Genomic DNA, 12,513 nt, shown 5'->3' with positions numbered 1-12,513 from the left:
AAGGGCTATCCATCATTTTGGCGTTTCTATCCACGATTTTGGCTACTCTATCCATCATTTTGACGTTTCTATCCACAACTTTGGCTCTGCTATCCATCATTCCGGATTTTTCGACTCTTCTTTCCGTCGTTTCGGCCTTCCTTTCCGTCACTCCGACGTTTCCTTCCGTCGCTTTGGCCATTCTTTCCGTCACTCCGGCTTTTCTTTCCGTCGCTTCGACTCTTCTTTCCGTCGTTCCAGCTCTTCTTTCCGTCGCTTCGACCTTTCTTTCCGTCGTAGCCTTTTCTTTCCGTCACTCCGGCTTTTCTTTCCGTCGCTTCGACTCTTCTTTCCGTCGTTCCAGCTCTTCTTTCCGTCGCTTCGACCTTTCTTTCCGTCGTAGCCTTTTCTTTCCGTCACTCCGGCTTTTCTTTCCGTCGCTTCGACTCTTCTTTCCGTCGTTCCGGCTCTTCTTTCTGTCGCTGCCTTTTCTTTCCGTCTCCTCGGCTCTTCTTTCCGTCACTTTGGCCTTTTTTCCGTCGCCTCAGCTCTTCTTTCCGTCGCTGCTTTCTCTTTCCGTCGTTCCAACTCTTCTTTCCGTCGCTTCGGCCTTTCTTTCCGTCGCAGCCTTTTCTTTCCGTCACTCCGGCTTTTCTTTCCGTCGCTTCGACTCTTCTTTCCGTCGCTTCGACTCTTCCTTCCGTCATTCCGGCTCTTCTTTCCGCCGCAGCCTTTCTTTCCGTCGCCTCGGCTTTTCTTTCCGTCGTAGCCGTCTCTTTCCGTCGTTCCAACTCTTCTTTCCGTCGCTTCGGCCTTTCTTTCCGTCGCAGCCTTTTCTTTCCGTCACTCCGGCTTTTCTTTCCGTCGCTTCGACTCTTCTTTCCGTCGTTCCGGCTCTTCTTTCCGTCGTTCCAGCTCTTCTTTCCGTCGCTTCGACCTTTCTTTCCGTCGTAGCCTTTTCTTTCCGTCGTAGCCTTTTCTTTCCGTCGCTTCGACTCTTCTTTCCGTCGTTCCGGCTCTTCTTTCTGTCGCTGCCTTTTCTTTCCGTCGCCTCGGCTCTTCTTTCTGTCGCTGCCTTTTCTTTCCGTCGCCTCGGCTCTTCTTTCCGTCACTTTGGCCTTTTTTCCGTCGCCTCAGCTCTTCTTTCCGTCGCTGCTTTCTCTTTCCGTCGTTCCAACTCTTCTTTCCGTCGCTTCGGCCTTTCTTTCCGTCGCAGCCTTTTCTTTCCGTCACTCCGGCTTTTCTTTCCGTCGCTTCGACTCTTCTTTCCGTCGTTCCAGCTCTTCTTTCCGTCGCTTCGGCCTTTCTTTCCGTCGCAGCCTTTTCTTTCCGTCACTCCGGCTTTTCTTTCCGTCGCTTCGACTCTTCTTTCCGTCGTTCCAGCTCTTCTTTCCGTCGCTTCGACCTTTCTTTCCGTCGTAGCCTTTTCTTTCCGTCACTCCGGCTTTTCTTTCCGTCGCTTCGACTCTTCTTTCCGTCGCTCTGACTCTTCTTTCCGTCACTCCTACTCTTCTTTCCGTCATCCCGGCCTTTCTTTCCGTCACCTAGGCTCTTCTTTCCGTCGCTTCGGCGTTTCCTTCCGTCACTCCTACTCTTCTTTCCATCACTCTGGCTTTTCTTTCCGTCGCTTCGGCGTCTCCTACCGTCATTCCGGCTCTTCTTTCCGCCGCGGCTCTTCTTCCGTCGCCTCGCCCTCTCTTTCTGTCGTTCCATCTCTTCTTCCAAGACTTTTTATGCTGTACAAAAGCGCAAAAAAAAACTGTCCAGCATGTAAGTTTTACTGCTGGACAGTTTTCGCATTATTGTTTTTTTAATCTTCTTTTTCGATTAGTGCTGCTAATGCTGTAACCGCTTGCTCAGCATCGTTACCAGCGCCGCTAAGTACAACCTCAGTTCCTTTTGCAATGGCTAAGCTCATGACACCCATAATTGATTTAGCATTAACTTTTTTCTCGTCTTTCTCTAGAAAGATATCCGCGCTAAAACGGTTTGCTTCTTGTACAAATAACGCTGCTTGTCTAGCCTGTAGTCCTAATTTTAATTTTACATGGACTCTTCTCTCGGTCATTCTTAAAACTCTCCTTTACTACCGTTCATCTATTATTTTTATCTTACCTTACTTACTAGCAAAAGAACAATACGCGATTACGCATTAAATCCATACCTGAAAAGTATGAAAATTTAACCACCAATTTTTTCTCCGCTTCTTAATGCATCGGCTATTTCATCGATTTTCCGTAATCGATGATTGACACCGGATTTACTAACCGTTCCACTTGATACCATTTCACCAAGTTCTTTTAGCGTTACATCTTGGTATTCTACTCGTAATCGTGCAATTTCACGAAGTTTGTCTGGCAATTGATCTAGACCTATAGAATTTTCAATAAATCGGATATTCTCTACTTGACGTAATGCTGCGCCTATTGTTTTATTTAAGTTCGCTGTTTCACAATTGACGATGCGATTGACACTATTTCTCATGTCTCGCAATATGCGTACGTCTTCGAATTTCATCATTGCTTGATGAGCTCCAACAATATTAAGGAAATCAGAAATTTTTTCCGCTTCTTTTAAATAAGTGACAAAGCCTTTTTTTCGTTCAATTGTTTTTGCATTTAGCTCGAACTCATTCATTAAATCCATTAAAGCCTCGCCGTGCTCTTTATATAATGAATAAATTTCTAAATGGTAGGCTGATGTTTCTGGATTGTTGACAGAGCCACCAGCTAAAAATGCACCTCGTAAATATGCTCTTTTTTGACCACTCTTTTTAATGAGCTTTCGAGAAATAGTATGATTAAATTGAAAGTCGTCTGAGATGATTTCTAAATCAATCAGTAGCTCACGAGCACCTTCTCTTACACGGCAAATGTATACGTTATTTTTTTTCAAACGCATTTTTTTTCTAACAAGTAACTCTACATTATATGGATATAGCTTCTTCATAATTGTATAAAGTCTTCTTGCGATTGCTGCGTTTTCAGTTTGTACGTCTAAGCTTAACTGTTTATTAGCAAAGGATAATGAACCATTCATACGAATTAGGGCAGATACTTCTGCTTTCATACAATGATTGTCCGCTTCTATTTGAGTTAACTCTTTTTTCGTTTCAGAAGCAAAAGACATATCACGCCCTCCTTTCAACCTTTTGTTCTATGTATATGTTCATCTTATCATATACAATAAGCGCTTTATAATTCACTAACTTCTTGTTCATAGATATTTGCGTAATCTACAAGCCATTTCGCAACGTTTGTAGCATTATGTCGAACCGTCCCATCTGGGCGAATCGTGGCAATATCTCGTTTAATAACTTCTAATCCCATACTTTCAAGCTTTGCAACATCAAATGTTACTGGCTCAGCACACTCTTCCTTATACAGTTCTTTTACAGGATGAGGCAATTTTACATCATTTACCAATATAGAATCAATGAAAGAATCTCCAACATGTTTATATAAAGCTTCAACATGATCGCCTGCTGTATAGGAAATGGTTTCACCTTTTTGAGTCATTAAATTACAAACGTAAATTTTTCTTCCTTTAGCCTTAACAACAGCTTCTCCAATTGCTTTCACAAGAAGGTTCGGAATAATGCTTGTATATAAACTTCCTGGCCCAATTAAAATATAATCTGCACGATTGATTGCTCGAATAGCCTCTGGTAGCGGTTGCACGTTTTCAGGTACTAAAAAAACTCGATTAATTCGTTTTTTAGCCTTTGGAATTTTAGATTCCCCTTCAATGATTGAACCGTCTTCAAGCTCAGCATGTAAATTTATCTTTTTGTTGGCTGCTGGTATGACGCGACCATGAACCTTTAAAACCTTTCCCATTTCACTAATAGCATGGTTAAAATCGCCGGTAATATCTGTTAAAGCAGTCAGCATTAAATTACCTAATGAATGCCCACGTAAATCTTCCGATGCAGAAAATCGGTATTGAAACATTTGCTCCACAAGTGGCTCAACATCCGATAAGGCAGCGATCACATTACGGACATCACCAGGTGGCGGAATATCATAGTCATCTCGTAAGCGTCCTGAAGAACCACCATCATCTGCTACTGTCACAATTGCAGTAATATCAAATGGGTGGTGCTTGAGCCCTCGTAATAACGTAGAAAGCCCCGTACCACCACCAATTACAACAAGCTTTGTTCGCTTCTTTCCCATTCACTCAATCCTTTCTACGATTGATGTCACGATGCGTAATAACAGTGTTTTCCTTTCCAGCTAAATATGCCCCAAAATACTCTGCTAATGTTACTGAACGATGCTGTCCTCCAGTACATCCAAAAGCAATGACAAGTTGTGATTTGCCCTCTTGTCTATAGAGCGGGATCATAAATTCAAACAAATCCGTTAGTTTTTGAATGAGTGTTTGCGTATCTTCAAGTGCCAGAACATAAGAAGATACCTCAGTTTGTAAACCCGTTTTATGGCGTAACTCTTCAACATAATACGGATTTTTTAAAAAACGGACATCAAATACTAAGTCGGCATCTATCGGCATACCATGCTTAAATCCAAAAGACATGATATTTACTGAGAAAATATTATCTGCATCACTGGCAAATTCTTTAGCGATTTTTTCACGTAGCTCTTTAGGCTTCATATTAGATGTATTATAGACAAATTTAGCGCGACCCTTTACTTCGGATAAAAGCTTACGTTCTTGTTTAATACCATCTAATGGCAAACCATTTACAGCCAATGGATGTGCACGTCTTGTTTCTTTATAACGTCTAACTAAAGCTGCATCATCTGCATCTAAAAATAATATTCGTGCAACTATATCGCCTTCTTTAAGAATATGGTCGAGAGCACCGATAAGAGAATCAAAAAAGTCGCCACCACGCATATCCATGACAGCTGCTATACGTGTTATATTTTTACCCGAATCCCTTAGTAGGGTTAAAAATGTTGTGAGTAACGCGGGTGGTAAATTATCAATACAGTAATAACCCAAATCCTCAAAGCTTTGAATAGCTACAGTTTTCCCAGCTCCAGACATTCCTGTAATAATAACCAATTCATGTGTACCTTTTAGGCCTTCAACCACCACTGTCATGCAGCTCCTTTATTGTTCGATTGATATTTGTATTTTCTCATGAAGTAATTCAAAATCAGTTGTGTATTCAAATGTACCGTACTGAATGCCTGATTGTGAGATAGCAAATTGTAAGTTTGTTCGATCACCTTCAGCCATTGGCAAATGTTTTAAATCCTCTACTGGGTGCCATGCAAGTTTGCCTTCTCTAGTTTCTTTAAACGGTTCACCTTCTACATCCTTTGCAACAAATGTATAAAGCATCCATTCGTCCACTGCCACATTATTTTCTTTAATAACCATTGTATAAACACCCTTTAAATGAGCGTTTATTGGTGTGACATTTGTTTCTTCTTTAAACTCACGCACTGCAGCCTCTAAAATCGATTCGCCGCTCTCCATCTTACCGCCAGGAGCTACGTACCAGCCACGTCTCGGCTTCTGAAGTAATAACACTTGACCGTCTTTTACGGCTATTAAATTTGCAATTCTTTGCATAGGCACACCTCTAATCTCTTTTGCATTCTACCTTTTATTATAGCAAGACCAAACAGGGTTTGTCCTCAATTCTAAACTTTACGTGCATTGCAATTTTAACTTCATCGAAACATGTAGGGAACATGCTTTTAACCTTTATTAAAACATATGAAACTCCGCTATAAAAAATCTGTTTACAACAAAAATAGGTTGCTCCACCTTATTTGGCGGAAACAACCTACTCAACAAAATAAAAGGGGGATTGCTAATTACACTTTATATATTACACCTTTTATATGTCATTCAAGTTACAACTATATTAAGACCATATTAAAATTGTATTTTTTTCCTTAAAACATTAAATATTGGGCATAATCGGTTGAACACCCTACTTTGGGAGTAGACTCACTTTGCTCATGAACCTTCTAAGCCTGCTTACTTAAGCATTAATTTTTTCTAATAATTCTTCCACATAGTGCTGTACTGCTTGTGCAGCAATACTTCCGTCACCTGTCGCTGTAACGATTTGACGAAGTGATTTTTCACGTACATCTCCAGCTGCGAAGATACCTGGTACTGTCGTTTCCATATTATCATTTGTCAAAATATAACCGGCATCATTTAAAATACCTAGAGACTCAAATGGTTTTGTTAATGGAAGCATACCAATGTATACAAATACGCCTTCAGTAGCAAAATTAGATTCTGCACCATCTATTGTTGATTGTAATGTTACACTTCCAACTTTACCGTTAGCTTCATTAATTTCTTTGACTGTTGAATTCCAAATGAAATCAATTTTTTCGTTAGCAAAGGCACGATCTTGGAGAATTTTTTGTGCACGTAATTTATCACGACGGTGCACAATTGTTACTTTATCAGCAAAGCGAGTTAAATAAACGCCTTCTTCAACAGCAGAATCCCCGCCACCTACGACAACAAGATTTTTTTGCTTGAAGAATGCACCATCACATACTGCACAATAGCTGACACCACGGCCTCCAAGTTCTTTTTCGCCAGGCACACCCATTTTTTTATATTCCGCACCTGTAGAAATAATAATTGCTCGTGTTTTATATTCTTTAGCACCTGAAATTATTGTTTTATATTCCTCACCATCAATAATTTCAGTTACATCGCCATACGCATACTCTGCACCAAATTTTTTAGCATGATCGAACATTTTAGTCGACAGCTCAGGACCTAAAATTGTATCAAATCCTGGATAGTTTTCTACTTCTTCTGTATTTGCCATTTGTCCGCCAGGGATCCCACGTTCAATCATTAAAGTTGAAAGGTTGGCACGTGATGTATAAACAGCCGCAGTCATACCAGCCGGACCTGCACCAATAATTACAACATCATAAATTTTTTCTTCTGACATAAATACTTCCCCCTAAACCGATTTTTTACTTTTTTATAATAACTTTAGTATGTTCATCGTATGTGAAAGTAAAAAGTTATTCAACTATGTTGCTCACGGTCTAATTATGCGTGTTTGGTAAATAATTTAAAATTTCATCAATATACTTCGATAAAGTTGACACTGATACTCCGTATTGCTGAGCAATCTCCTTTTTTGTAACTTTAAGCATTCGAGAAGAACGGAATAAATAATCATTTGCTCCTGCAATAGCTGCTGGATTTGTAAAACGATAATTGTTGATTAATGCTTGCTCACAAAGCACAAACCACATTTGGAACATTGGTGCAATTAATGTCGTTAGCTTACCATACTGTTCTAATAAAATTTCTGGTACACTTACTGCTCGTATAAAGCTAGCCTCTACTTTGTTTTTCATATCAAATTGATGTCCTAGTGCATAAGCGAGGAATAGCTTTTCATACGCATTAAATTGGTCAACGTCTATCCATTTTGGATGTGCAATAATTTCCTGTTTATGTGCTGTACAGCTTAGTAAAAATAAACCAAATATGCGTTCACTTGTATATTCGCTCTCTAGCTTATCTACAATATAATCACGGTCATGTTCTAATGCATCAAGTGAATAATCGTTTTCTTCTTGACGCCAAGGTTCAAAGCCTTCTTTATCGGGATCTAGCTCAAGTAGCTGCTCCCATGCGCTTTTTGAAACTTCTTCATGTCCTGAGAAATAAGCTGCATGTGATAGCCAAAAGTAAAAGCCAGCATCACCTACATAGCCTCTTTTCTGCATGCTACGCAACCATTTAAACGCTAAATCATATTGTCCAACGAGCGCTAATGTTGCACCTAGCTTGTAGCGATGTTCCCATAAGTATGGCTGAATTTTCACAAGTATTTCTAAAAGATCTTTTAAATCTTCTTCATTTTTTTCATAGTACGCGATTACCGTTAAATTACATAGTGCATGTAAATTCCCTTTATTTTCACGTAATACAGTATTTAGAAGAGCCTTCGCCTGTTCTGCTTCGCCTACATAAAAATAGGCAAGGGCTAAGTTGTTATAAGCTGACCAAAAATCCGGTCTATCTTCAACTAAGTCTTCTAGAATTTTAATAGCTTCAGGGAAGTCTCCCTTTTCCATACAACGCCTCGCCTGTTCCTGCCGATATAAATCTTCTGCTGAACCTTCAAGCTCTTCAAAATCATCCTGCTCAAAATCAACAAACTCTAATATTTCAGTAGCTTCATCTGCATAGGCACCATCTGGCTCAATTTGTAAATATTGCTCTGCAAAGCGTTTAGCATCATGTATGATGCCGACACATCCTGAAACCTCTGCCATGTAAAAAATAATTTCTGGATTGTCTTTATCTAATTGATAGGCACGACGAAGTAGATCATACGCTTCCTCGAAACGTTGACCCTCTAACTCTATTATAGCTAATTGTAATAAAATCATTGGATCATTAGGACTTAAATCGACTGCTCGCTGTAAATATTTATAGGCTTTATTCATTTGTCCGCTATTCATTGCTTGAATTGATTTTTTATAATAATAGTCGCCTGTTGGAATGAACGACACTATATTTGTTTGGTTCTCTTTTTGACGTTTCTTTTCCAAAATATTTCCTCCGAAACAAGAAATAAGGAACGTAAAATACGTTCCTTTACACAGTAACTTATATTATAACATACAATAAGCAATATGCCGTCATTTCTCCTCGTGACGTTTTTCTAACACATGTAACACGTCATAAACACTTACTTTTTGCTCTTGTAGTAACACTAGCAGGTGATAAATTAAATCGGCAGCCTCCCATTTCACTTCTTCTGCATCGCGATTTTTTGCACCTATGACAACTTCAGTTGCTTCTTCTCCAACTTTTTTACAAATTTTATCGATTCCCTTATCGAACAAATATGTAGTATACGCCTCTTCCGGCATTTCTTGCTCGCGCTTTTCAATGACCTTTACGAGTTTAGAAATAATCTCAACAGATCCGACCTTGGCATTTTGCTGAATGATTTCCGTGAAACAAGAAGTTGTTCCATTATGACAAGCAGGACCAGCAGGAATTACTTCTACAACTAACGCGTCATTGTCACAATCTGCCTTAATAGATACAACTTTTTGTGTATGACCACTAGTTGCCCCTTTGTGCCAAAGTTCTTGACGTGAACGTGAGAAGAACCATGTTTCTCCCGATTCAAGTGTTTTTTCTAGAGATTCTTTATTCATATATGCTACGGTTAGTACTTCTTTTGTATTAGCGTCTTGGACAACCGCAGTGACAAGACCTTTTTCATCAAATTTAATGCTGTCAATCATCTTACTGCCACTCCTTTTTCACGTAAGTACTCTTTTACTTGTGCTACGCTCGTTTCTTTGTAATGGAAGATGGATGCGGCAAGTGCTGCATCTGCATCGATATCTTCAGCTAATACCTCATAAAAATGTTCGGCATTCCCTGCACCACCGCTTGCAATAACAGGAACTGTCACAGCCTCTCTCACAGCTTTTGTTATTGCTAAATCAAAACCGGATTTTTCACCATCCTGATTCATACTCGTTAATAAGATTTCACCTGCACCTAAGCGAACCGCTTCCTTCGCCCACTCAGTTGCTCGCCATGCCGTTTTGTTTCGGCCCCCATGCGTATAAACCATCCATGTTGCATCTTCTTCGCTATAGCGGGCATCAATAGCTACAACAATACATTGTGCACCAAAAAAATCAGAACCTTCTTTAATCAGCTCTGGTCGCTCTAATGCAGAAGTATTCACTGATACTTTATCGGCACCTGCACGTAAAATACGTTTCATATCATCTAATGTACGAATTCCACCACCTACTGTAAATGGGATTGCTAATGTAGCTGCAGTTTGCCGTACGACATCAACCATTGTTTCACGTCCTTCATGTGATGCCGAGATATCTAGAAATACTAGCTCATCTGCTCCTTGTTCATCATAAAACTTGGCAAGCTCTACTGGGTCACCCGCATCACGTAATGACACAAACTGTACACCCTTTACAACACGTCCCTCTTTCACATCAAGACATGGAATAATGCGCTTTGTTAACATGATGCCACCCCCTTTAACCATTGCTCTAATAAATGCACACCTAGTTCACCTGATTTTTCAGGGTGGAACTGCATACCCGTAATAGAGCCATTTACCACAATGCCAGGAACCTTAATACCATGATAATCCGCATAAGAGACAAGCTCCGTTTCATCGATATCAGTTGCATAAAATGAGTGAACAAAATAAACATGCTTTGCCGTTACTTCACCATTTAACCATGAAGGACGCTTTGTCACTATGAGCTCATTCCACCCCATATGCGGCACTCGATACGGCTGCCCAGCATTGTCACCACTAAATCGTTTAATGCTTCCTTTAAAAAAGCCTAGCCCCTTTGTCGGGGACACTTCTTCACTTTGCTCAAATAACAATTGCATTCCTAAGCAAATTCCGAGAAGTGGTCGATTTTCAGCTTTCACCTTGTGTAAATATTGATCTAAATTCGTTTCAGCTAAACGTTTGATGGCATCTGGAAATGCTCCAACTCCAGGGAGTAACAGTGCATCTGTTGCATCTAGCTCTTTTTCGTTAGCCGAGACAACAACCTCACAGCCAAGTCGTTTTAATGCTTGTTCAACGCTAAATAAATTCCCCATTCCATAATCAATAACACCTATTTTCACGTCAACAGCCCCTTAGTCGATGGTACACCTTTAACACGTGGATCAATTTCCACTGCTGCGTCAATAGCACGTGCTAACGCCTTAAAAATAGCTTCAATGATATGATGTGTATTATGTCCATAAGGTACAATGACATGAACATTCATCCGAGCCTCAAGTGCAAACTTCCATAAAAATTCATGTACTAATTCCGTATCAAAGCTACCGACCTTTTCCTTCAACTGTGGCACACGATATTCTAAGTGCGGACGATTTGAGCAATCCACTACGACCTGTGCAAGTGCATCATCCATTGGCACAAATGCTGTACCGTAACGCTTTATTCCTTTTTTATCACCGAGCGCTTCACGGATAGCTTGGCCTAGTACAATTCCGAGGTCTTCCGTTGTATGATGATCGTCTATATAAGTATCACCATTCGCTTCTATCGTCCCATCGAAAAGTCCGTGTTTGATAAATAGGTCAAGCATGTGATCCATAAAGCCAACACCAGTTTTAATGTTCGCCTTCCCTTCACCGTCTAAATCGATGGCTACTGAAATTTGAGTTTCATTTGTCGTACGTTCAACTTTTGCATATCGTTTTTTTTCAGTCATTGTGATACTCCTTTTCCCATCCACGCGATTCGACTGCACGCGCATGGCCCTCTAAGCCTTCCATACGTGCTAGACGTGCAATTTTCGGTGCGTTTTCTGCCCAAGTTTTTTCACTATAAAAGACGACGCTCGATTTTTTTACAAAATCATCGACGTTTAAGCCACTTGCAAAGCGTGCAGTGCTATTCGTTGGTAGCACATGATTTGTCCCTGCAAAGTAATCCCCAACTGGTTCAGAGCTATAGCGACCGATGAAAATACCTCCTGCATGTCGTACTTGTTCAGCTACAACCTCAGCGTTTTTTGTGACAATTTCTAAATGCTCAGGTGCTAGCGAATTAATTGCATCTACGGCATCCGCCATCGATTCAGCAACATAAATAGCACCAAAATTTTCTATAGATGCGCGTGCAACCTCTTCACGCGGTAAAGTCATTAATTGCTTCTCCACTTCATCAGCTACTTTTTTAGCCAATTGCTTAGAAGTCGTTATTAAAATGGCACAAGCCAACTTATCGTGCTCAGCCTGTGATAGAAGATCAGCCGCGATTTCATCAGCAAATGCTGTGTCGTCTGCTAATACTGCAATTTCACTTGGGCCTGCAATCATATCAATCGCAACCTCACCAAATACCTCACGTTTGGCTAATGCTACAAAGATATTTCCTGGACCTGTAATTTTATCAACTGGAGAAATCGTCTCTGTCCCATATGCAAGAGCCGCAATCGCCTGAGCTCCACCGATTTTATATATTTCCTCTACTCCTAAAATGTACGCTGCAGCAAGTACACCTGGAGGTAACTTTCCATCTCGACCTGCTGGAGATGTAATAACAATGCGTTTGACACCAGCTACTTGTGCAGGAATAACGTTCATCAAGACCGAAGATGGGTACGCTGCTGTACCTCCAGGAACATAAAGACCTACTGCATCGAGCGCAGTAATTCGTTGACCAAGCCAAGAGCCATCCTTAAGATCTAAGCGATAATCTGAACGCTTTTGCTGTTCGTGATACAAGCGAATATTTTGAGCAGCTTCTGTTAAATCATCATAAAGCTGTTGATCAATTAAATTTACGCTCTCTTCGATTTCTTCCTTCGTTACGCGTAAATGATCAGGGGCAAAGCCATCCCATTTTTCTGTATAAAAACGTATAGCTGCGTCACCTTGTGCACGAACGTCTGCTAATACTTGCCGCACAACCTTTAACTGTTCTTCATTTCCACCTTCAAGTGGTCTCTTTAAGGAAATACCTTTTTTTAGCTTTGTTATTTTCATAGGATTAATCTCCTTTAAATCTAGGAC

General features: G+C 40.4%; 13 protein-coding genes. 1 reads left to right on the top strand and 12 read right to left on the bottom strand.

Annotation, left to right across the window (positions count from 1 at the left end; all coding sequences use genetic code 11):
- The first annotated feature begins 17 nt into the window (after positions 1-17).
- Complete coding sequence (locus JNUCC51_RS15860; RefSeq protein WP_337988830.1) at positions 18-1,793, top strand: hypothetical protein; 1,776 nt, start codon at positions 18-20, stop codon at positions 1,791-1,793.
- Here JNUCC51_RS15860 and JNUCC51_RS15855 read toward each other — a convergent pair.
- The 12 genes from JNUCC51_RS15855 to hisD all read right to left on the bottom strand — a co-directional run bounded on the left by JNUCC51_RS15855 (position 1,790) and on the right by hisD (position 12,486).
- Entirely contained in the window at positions 1,790-2,047 is a 258-nt protein-coding gene (locus JNUCC51_RS15855) for an HPr family phosphocarrier protein (protein ID WP_049668979.1), read from the bottom strand. The two genes, JNUCC51_RS15860 and JNUCC51_RS15855, sit on opposite strands and share 4 nt — an antisense overlap.
- Positions 2,048-2,160: 113 nt before the next feature.
- Positions 2,161-3,108, bottom strand: coding sequence for a DNA-binding protein WhiA (gene whiA, locus JNUCC51_RS15850; protein ID WP_337988829.1), 948 nt, complete (start codon positions 3,106-3,108; stop codon positions 2,161-2,163).
- A 65-nt stretch (positions 3,109-3,173) separates the two neighbouring features.
- Positions 3,174-4,157 (bottom strand): gluconeogenesis factor YvcK family protein, encoded by a 984-nt coding sequence (locus tag JNUCC51_RS15845; protein ID WP_049668977.1) that lies wholly within the window; start codon positions 4,155-4,157, stop codon positions 3,174-3,176.
- Positions 4,158-4,161: 4 nt separating this feature from the next.
- Positions 4,162-5,055 carry an RNase adapter RapZ gene (gene rapZ, locus JNUCC51_RS15840; RefSeq protein WP_337988828.1) on the bottom strand — a complete coding sequence of 298 codons (894 nt, stop codon included), beginning with the start codon at positions 5,053-5,055 and terminating at the stop codon, positions 4,162-4,164.
- A gap of 9 nt (positions 5,056-5,064) precedes the next feature.
- Entirely contained in the window at positions 5,065-5,532 is a 468-nt protein-coding gene (locus JNUCC51_RS15835) for an 8-oxo-dGTP diphosphatase (protein WP_337988827.1), read from the bottom strand.
- Positions 5,533-5,950: 418 nt separating this feature from the next.
- Positions 5,951-6,895: a thioredoxin-disulfide reductase gene (gene trxB, locus JNUCC51_RS15830; RefSeq protein WP_337988826.1), complete on the bottom strand. Its 945-nt coding sequence runs from the start codon at positions 6,893-6,895 to the stop codon at positions 5,951-5,953.
- Positions 6,896-6,995: 100 nt separating this feature from the next.
- On the bottom strand, positions 6,996-8,519 hold the full coding sequence (locus JNUCC51_RS15825) for a tetratricopeptide repeat protein (protein ID WP_337988825.1): 1,524 nt from the start codon (positions 8,517-8,519) through the stop codon (positions 6,996-6,998).
- Between the two features lie 90 nt (positions 8,520-8,609).
- Positions 8,610-9,227: a bifunctional phosphoribosyl-AMP cyclohydrolase/phosphoribosyl-ATP diphosphatase HisIE gene (gene hisIE / locus JNUCC51_RS15820; protein ID WP_337988824.1), complete on the bottom strand. Its 618-nt coding sequence runs from the start codon at positions 9,225-9,227 to the stop codon at positions 8,610-8,612.
- Positions 9,224-9,985, bottom strand: a complete 762-nt coding sequence (gene hisF / locus JNUCC51_RS15815) for an imidazole glycerol phosphate synthase subunit HisF (RefSeq protein WP_337988823.1) — start codon at positions 9,983-9,985, stop codon at positions 9,224-9,226. The genes hisIE and hisF overlap by 4 nt, the downstream gene beginning before the upstream one ends.
- Positions 9,979-10,611 (bottom strand): imidazole glycerol phosphate synthase subunit HisH, encoded by a 633-nt coding sequence (gene hisH, locus JNUCC51_RS15810; RefSeq protein ID WP_337988822.1) that lies wholly within the window; start codon positions 10,609-10,611, stop codon positions 9,979-9,981. The genes hisF and hisH overlap by 7 nt, the downstream gene beginning before the upstream one ends.
- Complete coding sequence (hisB, locus tag JNUCC51_RS15805; protein ID WP_100544051.1) at positions 10,608-11,207, bottom strand: imidazoleglycerol-phosphate dehydratase HisB; 600 nt, start codon at positions 11,205-11,207, stop codon at positions 10,608-10,610. The genes hisH and hisB overlap by 4 nt, the downstream gene beginning before the upstream one ends.
- Positions 11,200-12,486 (bottom strand): histidinol dehydrogenase, encoded by a 1,287-nt coding sequence (hisD, locus tag JNUCC51_RS15800; protein ID WP_337988821.1) that lies wholly within the window; start codon positions 12,484-12,486, stop codon positions 11,200-11,202. The genes hisB and hisD overlap by 8 nt, the downstream gene beginning before the upstream one ends.
- Positions 12,487-12,513: the final 27 nt, after the last annotated feature.

The organism is Lysinibacillus sp. JNUCC 51 (assembly GCF_015999525.1).
GTDB classification, from domain to species: Bacteria; Bacillota; Bacilli; order Bacillales_A; family Planococcaceae; genus Lysinibacillus; species Lysinibacillus xylanilyticus.
This window is presented reverse-complemented; position numbering and strand designations above follow the sequence as displayed.